The organism is Arthrobacter sp. ok909, assembly GCF_900104405.1.
In the GTDB taxonomy this organism is placed as follows: domain Bacteria; phylum Actinomycetota; class Actinomycetes; order Actinomycetales; family Micrococcaceae; genus Arthrobacter; species Arthrobacter humicola.
The window spans coordinates 123,374-145,556 of record NZ_FNJS01000005.1; the positions used below are offsets into that span (position 1 = coordinate 123,374).

Here is a 22,183-nt window from a genome sequence, read left to right on the forward strand (position 1 = left end):
TCGCAGCAGTTACGGCAAGTACGCTACTTGGCGTCTGCCGGGACCGCTGCCTTGGAGTCAACTTTGGACTCCGCCTTGGCGTCGGCCGCAGGCTTGGCTGCTTCCGGAGCCGGGACAGCGGCCGGCTTCGGGGCCGGAGTCGCTGCGGTCACGAAGGCACCGCGCGGGTTGTCCAGGTCCATGAGCTGCGTGGTGTCGCGGCCCAGGAAGAAGGCCCAGAACCAGCCGGAGATCACGCGGATCTTGCGCTCAACGGTGGGCATGGCCATGCCGTGGTAGCCACGGTGCGCCAGCCAGGCCAGCGGGCCCTTGAGGCCGATGCGGCCAATCAGGTTGATGTTCGCCACGCCCTTCCATTCGCCGAAGCCGGCGACGGCGCCCAGGTTCTTGTGCTTGTAGTCCGTGAGCGGCTTGTTCCAGCGGGAGGCCCACAGGTTCTTGGCGAGGCGCTTGGCCTGGCGCAGGGCGTGCTGGGCGTTCGGCACGCAAGTGCCGTCCGGCAGGCCGCTGCCCGTGAGGTCGGGAACGGCAGCGATGTCGCCGGCAGCCCACGCGTTGTCGATGATGCCCTCGTCGCCTGCGATGCGCAGGTCGGCCAGGACGCGGACGCGGCCGCGCGGTTCGAGCGGGAAGTCGGTGGAACGGACCATCGGGTTGGCCTGCACACCGGCAGTCCAGACAAGGGTGTCAGTCTCAAATTCCTGCGCCGGGGTCTTGTCCGGGAGGTTGATGAGCTTCAGGGAGCCCTCGGCGTTGTCGAGCGAGGTGTTGAGCAGGACCTCGATACCGCGGCTGCGGAGGTGTCCGACAACCCATTCGGCCTGCTGCGCCGTGACCTCGGGCATGATGCGGCCCATGGCCTCGACCAGGACGAAGCGGACTTCTTCCTGCTTGACGCGGGGGTTGTTCTTGACCGCGGCGCGGGCGAGGTCTTCCATTTCGGTGATGCACTCGATGCCGGCGAAGCCGCCGCCGACGACGACGAAGGTCAGGGCGCGGGCACGCTCGACGGGGTCGGTCATGAGCGAGCCGGTCTCGATGCGCTCGAGGACCTTGTTGCGCAGGGCAACGGCTTCCTCGATCGTCTTCAGGCCGATGCCCTTGTCCGCGAGGCCCTTGATCGGGAACGTGCGGGTGATGGCGCCGGCGGCCAGCACGACGTCGAAGTAGGGAACCTCGAAGGTGTCGCCGCCGTCGGAGGGTGCAACCACGGCCGTGCGGTTGGCGTGGTCGATCGAGGTGACGCGACCCTGAATGAGTTCGGTCTGCTTCAGGTGCATGCGGTGCGAGACGACCGCGTGGCGGGCCTCGATGTTTCCGCCGGCAACTTCCGGCAGGAAGGGCTGGTAGGTCATGTAGGGCAGCGGATCTACGAGGGTGACGATGCCACCTGCATTCGCGATCTTTTTCTGCAGTTTAAGGGCTACATACAGGCCGACGTACCCGCCGCCGACGACGAGTACCCGGGGACGGTCCTGGAGCTGAAGGGAGGATGCCATGCGTCAAGAATACAGTAGTTTGTGAAAACCTTCACTAACTATGACGGGTGGCTGGAATCCACCGAATCGGCGGCTCCCGGGCCGGGCCGGTCCGGCCGTTCTGGCCTGTCAGCGCCTTCCTTGGGCGAGCTGCGCATGGCGGCCCGCAACTGGAAGGCTGCGGCGGCAATGATGCCCACAAACAGGAACCCGAAGCCCAGGACCACCGCGGCCGGCACGGCGCTGTCCAGCTGCGACGGCTTCTCCGCGACCGGCACGGTCGCCTCGGGCAGGGTAGGAGCGGCGCTGGAGGGCGGGGGCGTCGCAGCAGGCGCCGTCGTGGCCAGGTTGCCGCGCCGCTGGACCCGGATCCAGTCCGAAATGGACCCCAGCGGATTGACCTTGGTTTCGGGCACATCGGCCTTGAGGGCGGCCTCGGCGTTGAGGACGCCGAACCCGTAGAGCGGATCCTTTCCCGGAGCCCCGGCGTCCTTGGCAGTGCTGACGATCCTGTTGATGACCTGGCTCGCGGACATCTCCGGCCATTTGGAGCGGATCAGGGCCGCGACGCCGGCCACGATGGGGGTGGCGCCCGAGGTGCCTGCCCACTCGGCATAGCCTCCGCCGGGCATGCCGCCGACCAGGTCTTCGGCGGGAGCGGCGACGCCGATGCTGATGCCCTGGGAGGACGCGTCGATGCTGGCCGCTCCGTTGCGGTCCAGGCCCGCGACCGTCAGGACACCCGGAATCGTGGCCGGAGCGCCGACCTGGACGTTTCCGCCGACACGGTTGCCCGCGGCGGCCACGATCACCACGTCCTTCTGTTCGGCGTAGAGGAACGCCGCGTCCCAGCTCTGCGGCCACTCCGGCGACGTGCTGCCGAGTGAGATGTTGATGACGCGGGCGCCGTTGTCGACGGCCCAGCGCACGGCCTCCGGAATCTGGTCCTGGTCGCTCTTGCCGCCCGGGTTGGCGGAACCGAGCCAGGTGGAGACGGACAAGAGCTGGGCCTCAGGGGCGACGCCGACCACCCCGTCCGGGCCGGCGTCCGGGCCCCCGGCAGGACCAGATGAGGCACCGGCACTCGGTTTGGCGGTCGCACTGGCGGGCTGGTGTCCGCGCCCGGCGAGCATGGTGGCCACGAGGGTTCCGTGTTCGGGTTTGGCGCCGATGCTCTCCTGTCCGTTGGCACCGCCCGCGCCGGAGATGTCGGCGCCGCCGGCAAGCACACCCGCCAGGTCCGGATGCTTGCCGTCCACGCCGCTGTCAATGACAGCGACTTTGACGCCGGCGCCCTTGGACACTTCCCAGGCTTTGGTGATGCCCGATTCGGCGAGCCAGTATTCCTTGTCCCGCCAGGAGTCGGCGTGGGCCGGCGCGGCTGAGGTCAGCGCCGCGGCGGACATGCCGCCGGCAAGGGCCAAAGCCATCAACGCGGAGGCGGTCCGGCGGTGCCGGGCTGTTGCTCTGGTCATACAGGTCCTATCGGCGGATGCGCCAGTGGCACAAGCACTCTGTCGGTACACAACGGCTAGTGCACTACTGCTGGTGCGACATCAGCTGATGCTGAGGGCAATTCCGTCAAGAATATCGTGTTCGCTGGCCACTGCCGTGGTGATGCGGCCGGCCGTGACGTCGGCCAGGCGCTCCAGGACCCGTCGCCATACGAGGCCGCCGGCGCCGATCACGTCCACCCGCCCGGGGTGCATGAACGGCAGCGCGGCCCGCTCTTCCCGGGTCATGTCGAGCAGTTCGGTGCAGGCTTTCCGCACCGCGTCCAGGTCCAGTTCGGTGCCGTGGATTGCGGCCGGCGAATACTCCGGCAGGCGCAGCGCATGCGCCGTGATGGTGGTGACGGATCCGGCCACGCCGACGACGGCGGTGGCGCGTTCCAGCGGAACGGTGCGTGCCGCCTCGCTGATGGCGGCGTCGACGTCGGCCTCCGCCGCTGCGATCTGCTCCGGGGTGGGCGGATCGCTGCGCAGGTGCCGTTCGGTCATCCGGACGCAGCCGACGTCGACCGAGCGGGCGGCGATGACGCCTCCGGCGTTGCCGAGCACGAACTCCGTGCTCCCTCCGCCGAGGTCCACCACGAGCACCGGGTCGTCGCCGCGGGAGGGCAGGACGCTGCTGGCGCCGGCGAAGGACAGTGCGGCTTCCTCATCGCCGGTGATCACCTCGGGCTCGACGCCGAGGATGGCACGGATGCCTTCGACGAAGACCTGCCGGTTGCTGGCATCCCGGGTGGCGGAGGTGGCCACGAAGCGCACCCTCGCCACCCCGTGCTCGCGGATGAGGGCGGCATAGTCCCGGGTCGCCGCAAACGTTCGTTCGAGTGCTTCGGGGGCGAGCTCGCCCGTCGAGTCCACGCCCTGCCCCAGCCGGACCACGCGCATTTCCCGCACGACGTCGGTCAGCCGCGGGGCCGGTTGCCCGGTCGCGGTGTCCGTGCTGGTATCTGTGTCTATATCTGCGATCAGCAGGCGGATCGAGTTGGTACCGCAGTCCACGGCCGCGACCCGGGTCATTTGGTCTCCTCCGTGCTCGCAGTGCCGACGGCGTCCGCGCCGTCTGCAGTGCCGGCGGCGTCTGCACCGCGGGACTTGCGCACCGGGGCGGGACGGCCAACGATCTCCGGCAGGCCCTGCGGTCCATGGCGGCTGAGGTCCCGGGACGGGACCTCTCCCCCGGTATCCCAGGCGCCGTCGCAGTAGCAGCGGTCCGTCGTCCACCATTCCGCGATGGCCGCGATCGCCTCGTCACCGAGCGGGTTCACGCCCGGCCCGGCGGCCAGCGAATGGCCAACGAGGACATGCAGGCACTTGACGCGCGTCGGCATTCCGCCGGCCGAGACGCCGTCGATCTCGGGCACGGCGCCAATGCCGGACCGGGCGCCGATTTCTGCACGGGAGGCCAGGTAGGCCTCGTGGGCGGCGCGGTAGCGTGCCGCGAGATCGGCGTCGGCGGCGAGCCGAACGTTCATCTCGTTCATCAGCCCGGCAGCCTCCAGCCGCGACACCGCGGACGTGATCACCGGGTGCGTGAGGTAGAACGTGGTGGGGAAGGGCGTGCCGTTGCTCAGCCGCGGCGAGGTGGCGGCCACGAGCGGGTTTCCGCAGATGCAGCGGGCGGGGATCTCGACGACGTCCCGCACCGGCCGGCCCAGCTGGCGGCTGAGGACCTCGAGGTCGTGCGGGGACGGCTGGCGGGAGGCCACCGGTGCACTTGAGGCGGGAAGTGACACCGGGGTCTGCGCTGCCTGCGGTTCGTTCTGGTCCACTCGGTTATCGTCCACGGGAGTGGCACCTTCCTGCCCTGTTCCGGGTGTCCTCGGGACAACCTCGGCGGCGGGCGCCGCTTCTAGTCTGTTGCCGATCGCCTGATGGACTCCCAGAGGGTGTCCACCCAAGGCAGGTTGGCCGGGTCCTGTGCTGATGCTGCACCCGCCGTGCCACTGGACTGCGCGGCAGGAAGATCGCTGCCGAAGACCCAGTAGCCCGTCTCTCCGGGCATAACCATGTTAATGCGATCGCGGGCCTGCTGTTTCACGTAGTTGGGATCCTGCCACCGTGAGACCTGGCGTTTGAGGTCATCCTGCTTTGACTGCTTGGCCGCGATATCCGCCTGAAGCGCCGCGATCTCGGCGCGCTTGTCGAGGAAGATCTTGACCGTGGGAGCGAGCAGGATGGTGATGGCAATCATGACCACGCCGAGGGCAAGCAACCGGCCCGAGAACGCCTTGGCGGGTACCGGATCGAGGGAATCGTCGGTGTCCCGCGCGGCGGTCCGGCGCGCGGCCTTGCCGCCGGCCTTCCCAGGCGCCTTCCCGGGCGCCTTCCCGGGTGAGGGCAGGGATCCTGGCGTTACCGTCGGCCGCTTCCGGCCGGTGGCCGTGACGTCGGGGGACGGACGTTCCGGGCCCGGGCTTTCGGGGGTTCGGCTGTCGGAGCCGCGCTTGCCTGCAGCACGTGCTGCCGTCTGGGACGAGGCCGGCCCGGCGCCGGAGGATTTGGCCGGCGTCGTCGTGGCCGCGCTGCTGCGGGAGCCGCCGAAGTCCGCCCTGATGACGTCGCCGCCATCGACTGCTGCGCCCAGGCCCGTGGCCGCAGGCTTGGCGGCAGCAGCCTTGGTGGCCGCGGGCGTAGCCCGGGGAACATTGGGACGTCGGGTAGCCATGTCACTCCTTCAAAAGCGGACCAAAAACAGAACCGGTGGCCATGGTCTTTCAACCATAGCCACCGGTTACCGGTTTTCGCGGCTAACTAGCCCTTGAAACGCGGGAAGGCGCTGCGTCCGGCGTAGCGTGCGGCGTCGTCGAGTTCTTCTTCGATGCGCAGCAGCTGGTTGTACTTTGCGACACGCTCGGAACGGGCCGGTGCGCCCGTCTTGATCTGGCCGGCATTGGTCGCAACCGCGATGTCGGCGATCGTGGTGTCCTCGGTCTCGCCGGAGCGGTGCGAGGTGATGGTGGTGTAACCGGCACGCTGGGCCAGGGACACGGCATCGAGGGTCTCGGTCAGGGAGCCGATCTGGTTGACCTTCACCAGCAGCGAGTTTGCCGTGGCGGAGTCGATGCCCTGCTGCAGGCGGACCGGGTTGGTGACGAAGAGGTCGTCGCCCACGAGCTGGACCTTGTCGCCGATGGCGTCGGTGAGGGTCTTCCAGCCTTCCCAGTCGTTCTCGTCCAGCGGGTCCTCGATCGAGACCAGCGGGTAGTCGGCGACGAGTTCGGCGTAGTAGTTGCTCATCTCGGTCGCCGTGAGGGCCTTGCCTTCGAACTGGTAGGCGCCGTCGGTGAAGAACTCCGAGGAGGCAACGTCCAGGGCCAGGGCGATGTCCTTGCCCGGGGTGTAGCCGGCGTTCTTGATGGCTTCCTGGATCAAGTCCAGGGCAGCGCGGTTGGAGGGCAGGTTCGGGGCGAAGCCGCCCTCGTCGCCCAGGCCGGTGGACAGGCCCTTGGCCTGCAGGACGGACTTGAGGTTGTGGTAGACCTCGACGCCCCAGCGCAGACCCTCGGAGAAGGTCTCGGCGCCGATCGGCGCGATCATGAATTCCTGGATGTCGACATCGGAGTCGGCGTGCGAGCCGCCGTTGAGGATGTTCATCAGCGGCACCGGCAGGACGTGGGCGTTCGGGCCGCCCAGGTACTTGTACAGCGGCAGGTCGGCGGACGCCGCGGCAGCGTTGGCGACGGCGAGGGACACGCCGAGGATGGCGTTGGCACCGAGCTTGGACTTGTTGGCAGTGCCGTCGAGGTCGATCATGGCCTGGTCGATGCTGCGCTGGTCGGTCGCGTCGAAGCCGATCAGGGCCGGGGCGATCTGGTCGATGACGGCGTCGACGGCCTTCTGGACGCCCTTGCCGAGGTAGCGGCCCTTGTCGCCGTCGCGGAGCTCAACAGCCTCGTGCTCGCCGGTGGAGGCGCCGGAGGGAACTGCTGCGCGGCCGATCTGGCCATCGGAGAGCAGGACTTCAACTTCTACGGTCGGGTTGCCACGGGAATCGAGGATCTCGCGGGCGTGGATGGCATCGATAAGCGCCATGGATATGCTCCTTTGGGTGAAGCGATCTGCAGGGAATCTGACTGCTGGGAATCTGGCTGTACATCAAGCTGATAAGCCGACGTCGTCGTCGCTACTAGCCTAGTCGAGAGCGGGATAAGTTACGGAAACCTATCCAATCCCCGGACGTCATGATGCCGGCACTACTTGCCCGGCACTATGGGGCCTACGCTACCGTGCGGCGCTACGATGCCGGCGACACAGGGCCGTGACTGTCCTGGAAGCGGCGGAGGGCTCCGCGGAGGGCGCGCTCGGCGTCGAGTCCGCCGACCCGGGCGGCCGCCACGATCCCGAACAGCAGGTCTCCGAGCTCCTCTTCGGTGCCGGGGATGTCGACGCCGGTCCCGCCGGCAGCCGTCGGCAGGCCGGCGCGCTCGGCCCGGTCCAGGAGCTTTTGGGCCCGCGCCAGGGCCGGAAGCGCGGCGGGAACGCCGTCGAAGACGTGGCCGCGTTCCGGTTTCTCGGCTTTCTTGACGGCGTCCCAAGTCAGGACGATCTCCTCGACCGTTGCCGGGAAGGAATCCTGCAGTGAGCCGTCGGGGCGAAAGACGTGCGGGTTCCGCCGGATCATCTTGGCGTTAAGGGAGCGCGCCACGTCGTCGAGGTCGAAGGCGCCGCGTTCCTCGGCGAGCCGGGCATGCAAGACCACCTGGAGCAATACGTCTCCGAGTTCGGACTTCAGGTCGGCGTCGCCGCCCTCCGTCTCGATGGTTTCGGCCACCTCGTAGGCCTCTTCGAGGAGGTATTCGACGAGCGACTCGTGGGTGAGGGCACCCATCCAGGGGCAGTGGGCGCGCAGCTCGGCGATCGTTCGCACCAAGTCACCGAGCGGCGCGCCCACCGCGTTATCCCGGCTAGCCAAGGTCGGCGTAGGCCTCGTTGATGTATTCCACCAGTGCTTCCTTCTCCTCGAGCGGGAGGAAGGCGGCCTCGGCCGCATTCAGCGTCAGCTCCAGGAGGTCGTCGAGGTCGTAGTCGAAGGTCTCGACCAGGAGCTCGAACTCGTCCGTGAGGGTCACGCCGCTCATGAGCCGGTTGTCCGTGTTGATGGTGACGTTGAAGCCCAGCTGGTACAGCATGTCCAGCGGGTGGCTTTCGATCCCCTCACCGAAGCCGGCAATGGCACCGGTCTGCAGGTTCGACGACGGGCAGATCTCCAGCGCGATGCCGCGGTCGCGCACCCAGCTGGCCAGCTCGCCCAGGGTCACCATGCCGATGGTGTCGCTGACCTCGACGCCGAACCCGTCGGAGTCCTCCCAGGCTTCGCTGTCCTCTTCGAATTCGATCGTGACATCCTCGGCGATCCGGACACCGTGGCCCAGGCGGAGCGCCCGGCCGTCCACCAGGGCCGACTGGATGCTCTCCAGGCCGGCGGCCTCGCCGGCGTGGACGGTGGCGGGGAAGTTGTGCTCGGCCAGGTAGGTGAAGGCGTCCTTGAAGCGGGAGGGCAGGAAGCCGTCCTCGGCGCCGGCGATGTCAAAGCCCACCGCGCCCTTGTTCCGGTGCCGGACCGCCAGTTCGGCGATCTCCTGGCCGCGGTCGGCGTGGCGCATGGCGGTGATCAGCTGGCCCACCTGGATATCGCGGCCGGTCTCGGCGACGGCGTCCACCCCTGCTTCCAGCCCGGCCTGGACGGCCTCCACCACTTCGTCCAGGCTCAGGCCCTTCTGCAGGTGCTGCTCGGGGGCCCAGCGAACTTCGCCGTACACGACGCCGTCGTCGGCCAGGTCTTCGACGAATTCCTTCGCGACGCGGAACAGGCCTTCCTTGGTCTGCATCACTGCGATGGTGTGGTCAAACGTTTCCAGGTAACGGACGAGCGAGCCGGAATCGGCGGATTCGCGGAACCACTCCCCCAGCGCGACGGGGTCGGTCGAGGGCAGCGTGTGGCCCACGGCCTCGGCAAGCTCAATGATGGTGGCCGGGCGGAGCCCGCCGTCCAAGTGGTCGTGAAGGGAAACCTTGGGAAGGACCGTCAGGTCGAAGTCGAGGTCAGGGGCAGCGTCAGGATTAGTCTCAGTCACGTTCCAACCATAGGGTCGCAGGGCGCGGGATGCTACTTTCTGGAAGCTCCGGCCTCAGTGGGCGGGCCTGCCAGCATCGTGCCGTGCCCCTGGGGAGCGGTCTCCTGGGCAGCAGGGTCCTGGGGCGCGGTCCTGGGAACGGACGCGCGGTCGGACGTGCCGCCGGACGCGGCCGGGGCGGACCGGGTGTCGTTGCGTCCAAGGCGTTTGTGCCACCAGCGCAGCAGGTGGTCGATCAGGACGCCGAGCACGATCGCGAACACCACCGCAATCCCCGCGCTGAGCAGCGGGTTGTGGTGCAGCCACGGGAAGGAACTGGCCAGGACGCCGATGCCGATCGAGTAGCCGACCCACGTGACGCACGCGATGGCGTCCAGGAAGAAGAATCTGCGGTGCGGAAACGACGTCGTGCCCGACACATAGTTGACGGCGACACGGCCCCACGGGATGTACCGGGCCGTGAAGATCAGGACGGCGCCGCGTTTCTCGAGCTCGTAGTGCGCCCAGGCGAAGACCTTCTGGACTTTCGGCTTGCGCATCCAGCGGAACCGCTCAAGACCGATCTTCCGCCCGAGTATGTAGGCCATGTTGTCGCCGGCCATGGCTCCGACCAACGCCGTGAGGGCAAGGAGCCAGAGATTGGGCTGGCCGCTGTGCAGGGAATACGCCGCAAGAGCAACGATGAGGGTCTCGCTGGGGACCACCATCGCGAAGCCGTCCACGAAGAAGAAAACCAGCAGCAGCGGGTAGATCCACCACTGGCCGGCAGCATGGAGCACGGCCTGGTTAATGAACTCCATGCGGGCGGTGCTCCTTGATGATGAGGAACGGACAACTAAGCCGTGACGGACATGCGATGGGCGTGTGGGTGGAACCTGCAACGAACTGCAGCAAACAAACGTGATGCAAATCGCTCCTAAGTGTCCCACGGGCGGGGCGCGGTCCGCTACGGTCGGGCGTCCGGTGACAAGGACGATGACGGGGCCCAGGGTGCGCGCGATGATCCGGCGTCCGGCGCGGCGTCCGGGACGGGACGCGCCTGCAGTTCACGGTGTTGTGGGAGGTAGGAAAAATGTGGGCAGCCCTGTCCGGTCACTTAGGAGTCAGCCGGCGGAATGGACGGTGTGGACTCCTCCGGAGTGCGGCCACGCAGCCTGCTGATGGTGAAGTCCACGGCGACACCCAGGACGATCGCGCAGACGATCGCGATGGCCGCACCCAGCACGTGGTTCTTCTCAAACCACGGGCCGACGAACAGCCCGATTCCGACCGAATAGCCGGCCCAGAGGACTGCCGACAGCACGGTCAAGATCATGAATCTTGGCCTCGGGTAGTGGGTGGCCCCGGCGGTCAGGTTGACGGCCACCCGCCCGATCGGGACGAAGCGTGCCACGAGGATCAGTGACGCGGGCCGTTTCCGCAGTTCCCGTCCGGCCCAGGCAAAGGCACCCTGCGTCCTCGCACCGCGTTGCCAGGCCCAGCGCTGCGTCCCGGTTCTGCGGCCGATCAGGTAGGCGAGGTTGTCGCCCACCCAGGCCCCGGCGGCGGCGGTGAGGCTCAGGAGAACCGGGTTGGGAACATTCGCGGTGGCGGCGACGGCGGCCAGGCCCACCACCACCGACTCGCTCGGGATCGGCGGGAAGAATCCGTCGATCACGCAGCAGGCAAAAACAAGGACGAGAACCCAGGGCTGCCCTGCGGCGGCGAGGATGAAGTCGTTGATTGCCTGCACAGCTTCCTAACGCACGGCGGGGCCTGAAAGATCCAGATGTGGAGTCAGTGTACCGCCGGCGGTCCCCGCCGCCACTTGCCCTATCCCTTATGGCGGCTAAACCCGGGGTTTGGGGACCATAGGCGATAGGGCAACGGGGGTTGGGCGGCAGGGATTGGGTGGCGGGGGTTAGGCGATGCGGTCGATGATGAGCTTCTGGGCGGGCCGGGAGCCCTCCGGTGCGATCATCGCGGCGTGTTCGAGCGCCTCCTTGGCCCGCTCGAACTTCTCCGGGGTGTCCGTCAGAAGAGTCATGAGCGGTTCGCCGGCCCGGACCGTGGCGCCCGGCTTGGCGTGCATCCGCACCCCGGCTCCGGCCTGGACCTTATCCTCCTTGCGGGCCCGTCCGGCGCCGAGACGCCAGGCCGCGACGCCGACGGCCATCGCGTCAAGCTCCACCAGGACGCCGTCGGCCGGGGCGTAGATGACCTCGGATTCCTTGGCCACCGGAAGCTTGGCGCGGGGGTCGCCGCCCTGCGCCTGGATCATCCGGTTCCAGACGTCCATGGCCCGGCCGTCCCGCAGGGCCGCGCGCGGATCCGCGTCGCGGACGCCGGCGCACGCCAGCATCTCCTCCGCGAGCCGGACGGTGAGTTCGACGACGTCTTCCGGGCCCCCGCCGGCCAGGACCTCCACGGATTCCTCGACCTCAATCGCGTTGCCCGCGGTGAGGCCCAGGGGCGTGTTCATGTTGGTCAGCAGGGCAACGGTGTTGACGCCGGCGTCCTTGCCCAGGGCCACCATGGTCTCGGCGAGCTCGCGGGCACGGGCCTCGTCCTTCATGAAGGCCCCGCTGCCCACCTTGACGTCGAGCACCAGCGAACCGGTGCCTTCGGCGATCTTCTTGCTCATGATCGAGGACGCAATCAGCGGGATGGCCTCCACCGTTCCGGTGACATCGCGGAGCGCGTAGAGCTTCTTGTCCGCCGGGGCAAGCCCCGCGCCGGCGGCGCAAATGACGGCGCCGACGTCCTGGAGCTGGGCCAGCATTTCCTCATTGCTCAGGTCCGCGCGCCAGCCCGGGATCGCTTCGAGCTTGTCCAGGGTGCCGCCGGTGTGGCCCAGGCCGCGGCCCGAGAGCTGCGGCACGGCGACGCCGAAGACCGCCACCAGGGGCGCCAGCGGCAGGGTGATCTTGTCTCCCACGCCGCCGGTGGAGTGCTTGTCGCTCGTCACCTTCACGCCGCCGTCGGGCCGCCGCAGGCTGGAGAAGTCCATCCGCTCGCCGGAGGCGATCATCGCCGCGGTCCAGCGGGAGATCTCGGCGCGGTCCATGCCGTTGAGCAGGATCGCCATGTTCAGGGCGGCCATCTGTTCGTCGGCGATGGCGCCACGGGTATATGCGTCGATCGTCCAGTCGATCTGGGCCGGGCTGAGCACGCCCTTGTCCCGCTTGATGCGGATGATGTCGACGGCGTCGAACGCTTCAGTGGTGCTGGTGTTCTGTGTCGCTTGGGTCACCGGGGTTCCTCCAGATGTTGGGGGCCAAAGGCATCGGGAAGGACCTGGTCCATGGTCTTGATTCCCTGCGTGGTCATGAGCTCCATATCGGGAGCCCGGAATTCGTAGAGCAACTGGCGGCAGCGCCCGCAGGGCATGAGGACGTTGCCGCCGGCGTCGACGCAGTAGAAGGCGCGGAGAAGTCCCCCGCCGGTCATCTGCAGGTTGCCCACCAGGGCGCACTCGGCGCACAGTGTCAGCCCGTAGCTGGCGTTTTCGACGTTGCAGCCGCTGACGATCCGCCCGTCCCCGGTGAGCGCTGCGGCCCCCACCGGGAACTTCGAATACGGCGCATAGGCGTTCTGCATGGCGGACACTGCCGCGGCCTCGAGCGCGGCCCAGTCAACCTCGGTGGTCTCCACGGTCAGCCCTTGACGTATGGGATGCCGTCGGCGGCCGGCGGCCGGGAGCGGCCGACGAGTCCGGCCACGGCAAACACGGTCACGAGGTACGGCAGCATGGCCATGAACTGGCTCGGCACGGGGGTGCCGATGATCGTCACGATGCTCTGCAGGTTGTCGGCGAAGCCGAACAACAGCGCGGCGAAGAACGCCCCGATCGGATTCCAGCGGCCCAGGATCATGGCGGCGAGGGCGATGAAGCCGCGGCCGCCGGAGATTTCCTTGGTGAAGCTGTCGATCGCCACGAGAGTGAAGAACGATCCGCCGATTCCGGCCACGGCGCCGCCAAGCGTGACGTTCCAGAAGCGGGTCGCGTTGACCTTGATGCCCAGGGTGTCGGCGGCCTGCGGGTGTTCGCCCACGGCGCGGACGCGCAGGCCCCACTTGGTCTTGAACAGGGCGATCCACACGACAATCACGGCGACATACATCAGGTAGCCCACCACGGACTGCTTGAACAGAATGGGCCCGATCACGGGGATGCCGGACAGGACCGGGATATCGATGATGGGCAGCCGGCCGGGCGAGTTGTACTTATCCGGGTCGGACTGCATCACGGTGCTGAACAGGAAGCCGGTGAGGCCGGAGACCAGGACGTTGAGCACGACGCCGACGATGATCTGGTTCACCACGTACTTGATGCTGAACAGGGCCAGGACCATCGAGACGAGGGCACCGGCCACGGCCGCCGCGAGCAGGCCCGCGTACGGGTTGTGGGTCAGGCTGGCAACGAGCGCGGCCGTGAAGGCACCACCCAGGAGCTGGCCTTCAATGGCGATGTTCACGACGCCGGCGCGTTCACACAGCACACCGGACAGGGAGCCGAAGACGATCGGCACGGCGAGCGTCACGGATCCGGCGATGAGCCCGGCGAGCGAAATGCTGGGGGTCCGGGCGCCGCCCACTACCCAGATCAGGAAGGCGACCACGAACACGACAGTGAACACGACCGGGAGCCAGCGCGGGGGCCGCTTGTTGTTCGTCTTCAGGACCAGGGCGTAGCCCGCGAGGCCCAGCAGGATCACGGAGAGCACCATCCCGGTCAGGAAGGCGGGGACTTCGATCGCGGGCAGTTGGAAGAAGTCGCCGCCGGAGGACACCCCGAACTTGGCGGTCCCCTGCGGGCCCAACAGGCCGAAGAAGATGAAGGCGACGACGGCCAGCACCATCAGCGTTACCGGCAGTTTCCAGGTGACGGGCTTGGCGGACGTGGTTGGTTTGTGGTTCTTGAGCTTCTGCGGTGTGCCCTGCTGGGGCTGTCCCGGAACGGGCGAGGTTGCTGTTGTGCTCATGCGGCACCTCCGGTGGTTGCTGCCTGCTTGGATGCGCCGGCGGTTGCTGTCTTCTTCTTGCGCGGGTTGAGTCCGAAGATCGCCCGGACCAGGGGCGGCGCCGCGATGAACAGCACAATGAGCGACTGGACCACGAGCACGATGTCGATCGGAGTTCCGGTCTGGATCTGCATCTGGACGGCGCCTGCGCGGAAGGCCCCGAACAGGAGGCCTGCGGCAAAGGTGCCCCACGGTGACGAACGTCCCAGCAGGGCCACGGTGATCGCGTCAAAGCCGTACGTTGCCGCGACGCCGTCGGTGAGGACCTTTTCGGTGCCTGCCACCTGCGCGACGCCCGCCAGGCCGGCCAGGCCGCCGGCAATGGTCATCACCAGGATCGTGGCCCGGGGGACGTTGATGCCGGCAGTCAGGGCTGCCTTGGGGTTGGCCCCGACGGCACGGAACTCGAAACCGATCGTGGAGCGGTTCAGCAGCCAGGAGACAAACACCGTGGCTGCGATGGCCAGCAGGAAGCCCACGTGCAGCCGGTACTGGCTGCCGAAGAGCAGCGGGTATACGGCGCTGGGATCCAGAATCGGGGAAATCGGGGTGGTCTCCCCCGGACGCTGGAACGCCTCCGTGTCCAGCAGGTAACGCAGGAAATAAAGGGCGATGTAGTTGAACATGATGGTCACGATGACTTCGTGGGCACCCGTGCGGGCCTTGAGCACGCCCACAATGCCGCCCCAGACGGCGCCGCCGACGACGCCGGCCACGAGGACGAGCAGCAGGTGCAGCCCCACGGGCAGGTGCAGAGCGAAGCCCACCCACGATGCGAGGATGCCGGCCATGATGATCTGGCCCTGGGCACCGATGTTGAACAGACCCGCGCGGAAGGCCAGAGCGACGCCGAGGCCCGCGGTGATCAGCGGGGTGGCGATCGTCAGCGTCTCCATGAGCGGGGCGAACTGTCCGGCCACCCCGGTCCCATGGGGGTTGAAGACCGCGCCTTGGAAGAGGGCGACGTAGGAGCTCGTGGCGGCGGACCAGACGGCGGTGAGGAAGTCACTGGGACGGGCGAAGAGATAGCCGGCCGTGGTGCCGACCACCTTGTCCGTCAGGGCGATGAGCAGGCCGCCGAGGATCAGTGCCAGCAGCACCGCCAGGATGGTCACCATGCCGTTGCCGGTGAAGATCTTCCGCAGCACCGACTCGGATTCCTCCGGAGCGCCCAGGTGTCCGCTCTGGGTCGAGACCGGAACCGCCGATGGCTGCATGGCGCCACCGGCGGTGTCCAGTGCGGTGACAAAGGCCTCGTCGTCCTCGGGCGTCTCGAGCTCCGCGTCCGCGGCCTGGTCAGCCGGAATCGGGTCCGGGTCCGTTGCAGCCGCGTGCCGCGGCTCGGTGTTCTCAGTCATGGTGGTCTCCTACGGCGCCGGAGCTGGGCTCCTGTACGGACGGGGCGGCGGGCGCCGGGTACGTTGCGGGGGTGTCGGCTGGGTTTTCGGCAGATTCTGGTGCCGGTGCCGGATGTTTGCCTGCGGCGTCGGTCCGGGCCTCTTCCGCGGATACCCCGGCCATCATCAGGCCCAGGACGTCGCGCCCGGTGCCGGCCGGGACGATCCCGACCAGCTTGCCCTTGTACAGCACGGCGATCCGGTCGGCGAGTTCAACCACTTCGTCCAGTTCCGTGGAGACGATCATGACGGGCGTGCCGTTGTCCCGCTCCGCGACGATGCGTTTGTGCAGGAACTCGATGGATCCCACGTCCACGCCTCGGGTGGGCTGGGAGGCGATGAAGAGCCGCAGCGGCCGGGAGAGCTCCCGCGCCATGACAACCTTCTGCTGGTTGCCGCCGGACAGGGTGCCTGCAGCGAGCGAGCCGGACGGGGTGCGGACGTCGAATTCTTCGATCCGGGTCTTGGCGTTCTCGAGGACCTTGGCCGGGCTCATGCTGATGCCCTTGGCGAACGGTGCCTGGTCGTAGCGGTCGAGGATCAGGTTCTCGGCGATGGAGAACGTGCCGATCAGCCCGTCGAGGGAGCGGTCCTCCGGGACGAACCCGACCCCGGCGTTCAGGACCTCCTTGACGCTGCGGCCCACGAGCTCTTCGCCGTCGAGCACGATCGAGCCGTGGACCCTGCTGTGGAGGCCGAGGACGGCCTCGGTCAGTTCAGTCTGGCCGTTGCCCTGGACGCCCGCGATGGCGAGGATCTCGCCGCGGGCGATCCCGAAGCTGATGCCGTCCACGACGTGCTGGCCGCTGGGGGCGATCACGGTAAGGTCCTTGACCTCAAAGGTGGTCTCCTGCGGCTTGGCGGGAGCCTTGTCCAGGGTCAGGCTGACGGCGCGGCCGACCATCATGGATGCCAGCTCGGTGGTCGAGGCGCCGGGATCAGCCGTGCCCACTACTTTGCCGCGCCGGATGACGGTGATGGTGTCCGAAACGGCCTTGACCTCACGGAGCTTGTGCGAAATGAAGACGATGGACGTGCCGTGGCTCTTGAGCTGGCGCATGATGTCCAGCAGCTCATCCGTGTCCTGCGGGGTCAGGACGGCTGTGGGCTCATCGAGGATGAGCACCTTGGCGTCGCGGACCAGTGCTTTGATGATTTCCACCCGCTGCTGGACGCCCACGGGCAGGTCTTCAATCAGGGCGTCAGGGTCGACGTCGAAGCCGTACCGGTCCGAGATCTCACGGATCTTCCGGCGGGTGTCGTCAAGGTCCAGGAATCCGCCGGTCTTGGTGGTTTCCGCTCCGAGGGCGACGTTTTCCGCCACCGTAAAGACGGGGACCAGCATGAAGTGCTGGTGAACCATGCCGATGCCGGCAGCCATGGCGTCGCCCGGGCCGCGGAAGGTGACCGGTTTGTCATCAATCAGGATTTCGCCCTCTGTGGGCTCGTACAGTCCGTAAAGGACATTCATCAGCGTGGACTTGCCAGCGCCGTTCTCGCCGAGCAGACAGTGAATCTGCCCGGGTTCAACAACCACATCAATGTGGTCGTTGGCTACCAGGGAGCCGAAGCGTTTGGTAATGCCCTTGAGTTCAAGTTTCAAAACTCTGACCAATCTCGAGGTGTCCGGAAGGCTTAGTCCGGACGCGAAGTGGGGGCCGCAGCACCAGCTTAGTGCCTGCGGTCGCAGGCGCAGCGGGCCGCGAAACGAAAAGCGCCACAGCCCGTGCGGTGGTGACCGGACGGGCCGTGGCGCTCAGCGGAAGAAGTTAAGACTTCGGGCTGGCTGCGGATTCAACCTTCAGCTTGCCGGAGGCGATGTCCTTCTTGATTTGGTCCAGCTCGGACTTCAGGTCCGCCGGAACCTGGGAGTCCATGTCGTGGAACGGAGCCAGCTGGACGCCGTCGTTCGCGAGGGTGCCGACGTACGGCGCGTTGGTGAACTTGCCGTCCTTGTCCTGCTTGACGACCGTCTCGACGGCCTCGCCCATCAGCTTCATGACGGAGGAGAGCATGATGTCCTTGTAGTCCGGTGCCGTGAGGAAACCGTCGGAGTCAACCCAGATGAGCTTGACGTCCTTGCCTGCTGCCTTGGCTTCCTTCAGGGCCGCTGCCGCACCCTTGCCGACCGGACCGGCGACGGGCATCACGATGTCGGCGCCCTGGTCCAGGAAGTTCTGGGTGAACTGCTTGCCCTTGTCCTGCTTTTCGAAGTCACCGGTGAAGGAGCCGTCCTGCTTGGCCTTGTCCCAGCCCAGGAGCTTGACGTCCTTGCCCTTCTGGTCGTTGTAGTACTTCACGCCGTCGGCGAAGCCGTCCATGAAGATAGTGACCGTGGGGATCTTGATACCGCCGAAGGTGGCGACCGTTCCGGTCTTGGTGGTGCCTGCCGCGAGGTAGCCGGCCAGGAACGCGGCCTGGGCGGTGTCGTAGATGATCGGCTTGACGTTGGTGATCGGGGTGTCGTAGCCGAAGTCGATGATGGCGAAGTGCTTGTCCGGGTTCGCGGTGGCCTGGGCCTTGGTGGCGTCACCGAGGAGGAAGCCGACAGTGATGGTCAGGTTGCAGCCGGCGGCGACCATGGCGCGCAGGTTCGGCTCGAAGTCGTTGTTGGTCTTGGACTCGGCCTGGTTCATCTGGAGACCCAGCTCAGACGTGACCTTCTTCAGGCCCTCGTAGGAAGACTGGTTGAACGACTGGTCGTCGAATCCACCCGAGTCGGACACGATGCAGCCCTTGTAGTTGCTGGCTGTCTGGGTGGCGGTGCTGGCCTCCGGGGCAGCTCCGCAGCCGGTCAACAGGAGTGCAGCCGCGCCCGCGGTGGCGACCCCGGCCATTGATCCGCGCTTGAGGGTGGCACGCAGGGAGTTCTTCAATTTTCCTCCAGGAAGAAAGAGTAGGCGCTACGACGGAGCTCAATGAGTGTCTGTCCGCGGTGTTCCGCTGAACTCTGTTTGTCACTGATGGATTCGCAGCACTGCGCCGAGGCGCACTGATGAAGTTACTGTAGTGTCCTGCGACACGTGCACGTAGCAGACTTCACAGCAATTACCCAGATTGTTGAGAACTTGTTACCTAGTAGTAGCCCGAATCTTCCTGCCGGCCCGTGCGCGCAGACGCCTCCGGCACCGGTCCCCGCAGGGACTGGTGCCGGAGGCGTCGGAGGACAGTGGCGGCGGCTGCCTGATTCGTGGCGCGCCGACGCCGGACTACAGCCGGACGAGCATCTTGCCGGTGTTGGCGCCGTCGAGCAGGTCCATGAACGCCTGCGGTGCGTTCTCCAGGCCGTCCACCACCGTCTCGTCGTAGCGGACGGTTCCGTCGGCCAGCCAGCCGGACATGGCCTCGACAAACTCGGCCATATGCTGCCAGTAGCCGCTGACGAGGAAGCCCTTGAGCGTCAGCTGCTTGCCGATCGCCTGCATGAGGTTCCGCGGCGCCGGAGTCGGCTCAGTGGAGTTGTACTGCGAAATGGCGCCGCACATGGCCACCCGGCCGCCGACGGTGAGTACGGACAGCGCCGCTTCAAGGTGCTCGCCGCCGACGTTGTCGAAGTAGACGTCAATCCCGCGCTCCCCCGCGGCGGCTGCGAGCTGCTCGGCCACAGGGCCGTCGTGGTAGTTGAATGCGGCGTCGAAGCCGAGTTCCAGGAGCCGTGCCACCTTTTCCGGCGAGCCGGCGCTGCCGATCACGCGGGACGCGCCCATGGCCTTGGCGATCTGCCCGACGAGCGAGCCAACCGCACCTGCCGCGCCCGAGACGAACACGACCTCGCCGGGTTTGAATTCGGCGACCTTCAGCAGACCCGCGTAGGCGGTCAGGCCGGTCATGCCGAGGGCGCCGAGGAACGCGGAGGCGGGGGCCAGGTCCGTGCGCGCCGGGGTGGTGGCCGCGGCGTCGACGACGGCGTATTCACGCCAGCCGAGGCTGTGCACGACGGTATCGCCGACGGCGCGCCCCTCCGCCCGGGACGCGATGATTTCGCCGACGGCGCCGCCGTCGAGGGCGGCATCCAGCGCGAACGGCGCGGAGTAGGACTTGACGTCGTTCATGCGGCCGCGCATGTACGGGTCCACCGAGATGTAGAGGTTGCGGACCAGGACCTGGCCGTCCTGCAGTTCGGGCAGCGGCGATTCGGCGAGGCGGAAGTTCGCCGGGACCGGACGGCCGTGCGGACGGGACGCCAGCTGGATCTCGCGGGTGGTGACGGGAAGTGTGGGGGTTTCGGTGTGGGTGCTCATGCAGCTACCTCCAGGATTTTGATGTCGACAGTGATGTTGCCGCGGGTGGCGTTCGAGTAGGGGCAGACCTCATGGGCTTTGGCCACGAGGGCCTCAGCGGTTTCCCGGTCCACGGCTGGAAGGGCGATCTCGAGTTCGGCGGCGATGCCGTAGCCGGCGCCGCTCTCGAGGGCGCCGAGGTGGATCCTCGCGGCGACGGCGGAATCGGTCAGGTCTGCTTTCTGCTGGCGGCCGACGAGGCGCAGCGCCGAGTGGAAGCAGGCCGCGTAACCGGCGGCGAAGAGCTGCTCGGGATTGGTGCCCTCGCCGTTGCCGCCGAGTTCGACCGGGCTGGCCAGGGCCACGTTGAGTTTGCCGTCCTTGCTGACGGCGGTGCCGTCGCGGCCTTCACCGGAGGCCAGGGCCTCGGCTGTGTAAAGGGGTTTCATGGGGTTTCCGTTCTGTCGGCGGGAAAATTCTTGGTTGAAAGGGCGCTGCTGGACACGACGCCCGCGCAGAAGGCGCAGAGCGAAATGGCGCGGTCTAGGGGCACGCTGAGCCGGAAAGCCTAGTGGGAGGCCTGGAGTGCACTGGCCAGCCGGCCCAGGGTTTCGCGGAGCTGGTCGAGTTCGGCCGGCGTGAGGCCGGCGGCGGCGGCGAGCCGTTGCGGGATGCCACTGGCTTTGGCGCTTAGCGCGGCCCCGGCGTCGGTCAGGAAGATCTCCACGCGGCGCTCGTCTTCGGCGGACCGGCGGCGCTGGACGAGGCCCAGGGCTTCGAGCCGCTTGAGCAGCGGCGAGAGCGTCCCGGAGTCGAGCCCGAGCTCCTCCCCCAGTTCACGGACGCTGCGCGGCTCCGCTTCCCACAGCACCAGCATGGCGAGGTACTGCGGGTAGGTCAGGCCAAGCTCCTCCAGCATGGGCCGGTAGGCGGCCGTCGCTGCGCGGGAGGCCGAGTACATGGCAAAGCACACCTGCCGGTTCAGGCGGAGCGCTTCGGAACCGGGCGAGCGGGCCTCTTCTGGCGTGGTCATAGCTTCACCCTACCCGACAATTGAGTTGTGCACAACTCAGTTGTGCACAACTCATTTGAAGGCGACTGAACCTTGCCGCCGACCGGCGATGGAGCCATCGACGCCAATACCGGCGTCGCCAAATTTCCCCACGTTCGCCGAACACCGACGGCGTGTCGGCCCGAACATCAGGCGCGTCCCGGCGTCGTGCCCCCAAAGGTGGGGAAACCCCCGCACGGCGGGCACCGCGGCCGTCTCGGCAGAGCTGGCCGGGTTTAGAGGTCGCGGATGGTGCGCAGCGCAGCCGCCGTGAGCACCTGAATGCCGAGGCCGAGAGCCCGCTCATCGACAATGTAGTCGCCGCGGTGGAGGTCGTACTCTTCCCCGCCGGGGGTCTTGGTGCCGAGGCGCATCATGGCGCCGGGGGTCTCGGCCAGGAACCAGGCAAAGTCCTCCCCGCCCATGGACTGCGGGGTCAGGACGACGGCGCCCTCGCCGATTTCGGCGCGGGCGGCGGCCTCGATCAGCGCGGTCTCGTGCTCGGAGTTGACCACAGGCGGCACGCCGCGGGTGTGCTCGAGGTGAACGTCGACGCCGTATGGCTCGGCGATCTGCCGGACGACCTCGTCGAGCAGTTCACCGGCATCGTGCCAGGCTTCGCGGTCCAGGCACCGCATGGTGCCGGCCATGTAGCCGCTGCCGGGGATGGCGTTCGGGGCCGAGCCTGCCGAGATCTGTCCCCAGACCACGGATACGCCGCTGCGGACATCGACGCGGCGGGACAGGACAGCGGGAACGTTGACCGCGATCTGCGCGAGGGCGAAGACCAGTTCCTCGGTCAGGTGGGGGCGCGAGGTGTGTCCGCCACGGCCGGAAAGTTCAATCTTGATGGTGTCCGACGCGGAGGTAATGGCCCCGATCCGGGTGCCGATCTTGCCGACCTCGATCCGGGGATCGCAGTGCAGCGCCAGAATGCGGGGCACGCCCTCGAGAACACCCTGCTCGATGCACGAGGTGGCGCCACCGGGCATCGTCTCCTCGGCGGGCTGGAAGATGATCCGGACGGTGCCGCGCAACGGGGACCGCTCATGCATGCGCTGCAGGACCAGGGCGATGCCGAGCATGGTGGTGGTGTGGACGTCGTGGCCGCAGGCGTGGGTCACGCCGTGGTTCTTCGACGCGAACTCAAGGCCCGTTTCCTCGATGATCGGCAGGGCGTCAATGTCGCCGCGCAGCGCGGTGGCGATGGGCCCTTGTCCAATGTCGACCGTCAGGCCGGTTCCCTCGAGACGCCGGGGCTTGAGCCCGGCTTCCTCGAGCCGCTTCGCGAGTTTGTCGGTGGTGCGGAATTCCTTGAACGACAGCTCAGGGTGCGCATGGAGGTCGCGGCGGAAAGCGATCAGCTCCGGCAGGAGGGGCTCCAGCCACGGCCCCACGAGACTCGTGGGCTCAGCTTCAGTAGAGTAGTTGCGCACGGAACAACTCTAT

General features: G+C 67.5%; 20 protein-coding genes. All 20 read right to left on the reverse strand.

Translation table 11 applies throughout. The annotated features are described in order from the left end of the window. Positions 1–23 precede the first annotated feature (23 nt). The 20 genes from BLR03_RS06155 to BLR03_RS06250 all read right to left on the reverse strand — a co-directional run bounded on the left by BLR03_RS06155 (position 24) and on the right by BLR03_RS06250 (position 22,170). Positions 24–1,499, reverse strand: coding sequence for an NAD(P)/FAD-dependent oxidoreductase (locus BLR03_RS06155; RefSeq protein WP_091250835.1), 1,476 nt, complete (start codon positions 1,497–1,499; stop codon positions 24–26). 38 nt (positions 1,500–1,537) lie between these two features. Continuing rightward, positions 1,538–2,953: a S8 family serine peptidase gene (locus BLR03_RS06160; RefSeq protein WP_091250837.1), complete on the reverse strand. Its 1,416-nt coding sequence runs from the start codon at positions 2,951–2,953 to the stop codon at positions 1,538–1,540. An 81-nt stretch (positions 2,954–3,034) separates the two neighbouring features. Then, entirely contained in the window at positions 3,035–4,006 is a 972-nt protein-coding gene (locus tag BLR03_RS06165; protein WP_091250839.1) for a Ppx/GppA phosphatase family protein, read from the reverse strand. Beyond that, positions 4,003–4,722, reverse strand: a complete 720-nt coding sequence (locus BLR03_RS06170; RefSeq protein WP_254788215.1) for a DUF501 domain-containing protein — start codon at positions 4,720–4,722, stop codon at positions 4,003–4,005. Before BLR03_RS06170 ends, BLR03_RS06165 begins: the two co-directional genes overlap by 4 nt. 116 nt (positions 4,723–4,838) lie before the next feature. After that, positions 4,839–5,654 (reverse strand): FtsB family cell division protein, encoded by an 816-nt coding sequence (locus tag BLR03_RS06175; RefSeq protein WP_091250842.1) that lies wholly within the window; start codon positions 5,652–5,654, stop codon positions 4,839–4,841. A gap of 86 nt (positions 5,655–5,740) precedes the next feature. Beyond that, on the reverse strand, positions 5,741–7,021 hold the full coding sequence (gene eno / locus BLR03_RS06180) for a phosphopyruvate hydratase (RefSeq protein WP_091250844.1): 1,281 nt from the start codon (positions 7,019–7,021) through the stop codon (positions 5,741–5,743). Between the two features lie 202 nt (positions 7,022–7,223). Further along, entirely contained in the window at positions 7,224–7,817 is a 594-nt protein-coding gene (locus tag BLR03_RS06185) for a MazG nucleotide pyrophosphohydrolase domain-containing protein (protein ID WP_091251000.1), read from the reverse strand. A gap of 76 nt (positions 7,818–7,893) precedes the next feature. Next, positions 7,894–9,063, reverse strand: coding sequence for an adenosine deaminase (locus tag BLR03_RS06190; RefSeq protein ID WP_091250846.1), 1,170 nt, complete (start codon positions 9,061–9,063; stop codon positions 7,894–7,896). Between the two features lie 32 nt (positions 9,064–9,095). Continuing rightward, positions 9,096–9,863, reverse strand: coding sequence for a DedA family protein (locus tag BLR03_RS06195; RefSeq protein WP_254788195.1), 768 nt, complete (start codon positions 9,861–9,863; stop codon positions 9,096–9,098). A 296-nt stretch (positions 9,864–10,159) separates the two neighbouring features. Then, positions 10,160–10,795, reverse strand: coding sequence for a DedA family protein (locus tag BLR03_RS06200; RefSeq protein ID WP_091250848.1), 636 nt, complete (start codon positions 10,793–10,795; stop codon positions 10,160–10,162). A 168-nt stretch (positions 10,796–10,963) separates the two neighbouring features. Beyond that, on the reverse strand, positions 10,964–12,295 hold the full coding sequence (locus BLR03_RS06205) for a thymidine phosphorylase (protein WP_091250850.1): 1,332 nt from the start codon (positions 12,293–12,295) through the stop codon (positions 10,964–10,966). Continuing rightward, positions 12,292–12,696 (reverse strand): cytidine deaminase, encoded by a 405-nt coding sequence (locus BLR03_RS06210; protein ID WP_091250852.1) that lies wholly within the window; start codon positions 12,694–12,696, stop codon positions 12,292–12,294. Before BLR03_RS06210 ends, BLR03_RS06205 begins: the two co-directional genes overlap by 4 nt. A 2-nt stretch (positions 12,697–12,698) precedes the next feature. Beyond that, the gene (locus BLR03_RS06215; RefSeq protein ID WP_091250854.1) at positions 12,699–14,027 is read right to left on the reverse strand and encodes an ABC transporter permease; all 1,329 of its coding nucleotides are present in this window, start codon (positions 14,025–14,027) and stop codon (positions 12,699–12,701) included. Continuing rightward, complete coding sequence (locus BLR03_RS06220) at positions 14,024–15,424, reverse strand: ABC transporter permease (protein WP_091250856.1); 1,401 nt, start codon at positions 15,422–15,424, stop codon at positions 14,024–14,026. Before BLR03_RS06220 ends, BLR03_RS06215 begins: the two co-directional genes overlap by 4 nt. Then, a complete protein-coding gene (locus tag BLR03_RS06225; protein ID WP_091250858.1) occupies positions 15,417–17,066 on the reverse strand; it encodes an ABC transporter ATP-binding protein in 1,650 nt (549 codons plus the stop codon). The genes BLR03_RS06220 and BLR03_RS06225 overlap by 8 nt, the downstream gene beginning before the upstream one ends. A gap of 166 nt (positions 17,067–17,232) precedes the next feature. After that, positions 17,233–18,300, reverse strand: a complete 1,068-nt coding sequence (locus BLR03_RS06230; RefSeq protein WP_091251002.1) for a BMP family lipoprotein — start codon at positions 18,298–18,300, stop codon at positions 17,233–17,235. 372 nt (positions 18,301–18,672) lie between these two features. Then, entirely contained in the window at positions 18,673–19,704 is a 1,032-nt protein-coding gene (locus tag BLR03_RS06235) for an NADP-dependent oxidoreductase (RefSeq protein ID WP_091250861.1), read from the reverse strand. Then, entirely contained in the window at positions 19,701–20,132 is a 432-nt protein-coding gene (locus BLR03_RS06240) for an organic hydroperoxide resistance protein (protein ID WP_091250863.1), read from the reverse strand. The genes BLR03_RS06235 and BLR03_RS06240 overlap by 4 nt, the downstream gene beginning before the upstream one ends. 119 nt (positions 20,133–20,251) lie before the next feature. After that, complete coding sequence (locus tag BLR03_RS06245; RefSeq protein ID WP_091250865.1) at positions 20,252–20,716, reverse strand: MarR family winged helix-turn-helix transcriptional regulator; 465 nt, start codon at positions 20,714–20,716, stop codon at positions 20,252–20,254. Between the two features lie 254 nt (positions 20,717–20,970). Beyond that, complete coding sequence (locus tag BLR03_RS06250; RefSeq protein WP_091250866.1) at positions 20,971–22,170, reverse strand: amidohydrolase; 1,200 nt, start codon at positions 22,168–22,170, stop codon at positions 20,971–20,973. Positions 22,171–22,183 lie beyond the last annotated feature (13 nt).

Coding starts and splice junctions, on each gene's coding strand:
- BLR03_RS06155 (WP_091250835.1), bottom strand. CDS start 1,499: ATGGCATCCTCCCTTCAGCTCCAGGACCGTCCCCGGGTACTCGTCGTC.
- BLR03_RS06160 (WP_091250837.1), bottom strand. CDS start 2,953: ATGACCAGAGCAACAGCCCGGCACCGCCGGACCGCCTCCGCGTTGATG.
- BLR03_RS06165 (WP_091250839.1), bottom strand. CDS start 4,006: ATGACCCGGGTCGCGGCCGTGGACTGCGGTACCAACTCGATCCGCCTG.
- BLR03_RS06175 (WP_091250842.1), bottom strand. CDS start 5,654: ATGGCTACCCGACGTCCCAATGTTCCCCGGGCTACGCCCGCGGCCACC.
- eno (WP_091250844.1), bottom strand. CDS start 7,021: ATGGCGCTTATCGATGCCATCCACGCCCGCGAGATCCTCGATTCCCGT.
- BLR03_RS06185 (WP_091251000.1), bottom strand. CDS start 7,817: ATGGGTGCCCTCACCCACGAGTCGCTCGTCGAATACCTCCTCGAAGAG.
- BLR03_RS06195 (WP_254788195.1), bottom strand. CDS start 9,863: ATGGAGTTCATTAACCAGGCCGTGCTCCATGCTGCCGGCCAGTGGTGG.
- BLR03_RS06215 (WP_091250854.1), bottom strand. CDS start 14,027: ATGAGCACAACAGCAACCTCGCCCGTTCCGGGACAGCCCCAGCAGGGC.
- BLR03_RS06220 (WP_091250856.1), bottom strand. CDS start 15,424: ATGACTGAGAACACCGAGCCGCGGCACGCGGCTGCAACGGACCCGGAC.
- BLR03_RS06230 (WP_091251002.1), bottom strand. CDS start 18,300: ATGGCCGGGGTCGCCACCGCGGGCGCGGCTGCACTCCTGTTGACCGGC.
- BLR03_RS06235 (WP_091250861.1), bottom strand. CDS start 19,704: ATGAGCACCCACACCGAAACCCCCACACTTCCCGTCACCACCCGCGAG.
- BLR03_RS06240 (WP_091250863.1), bottom strand. CDS start 20,132: ATGAAACCCCTTTACACAGCCGAGGCCCTGGCCTCCGGTGAAGGCCGC.
- BLR03_RS06245 (WP_091250865.1), bottom strand. CDS start 20,716: ATGACCACGCCAGAAGAGGCCCGCTCGCCCGGTTCCGAAGCGCTCCGC.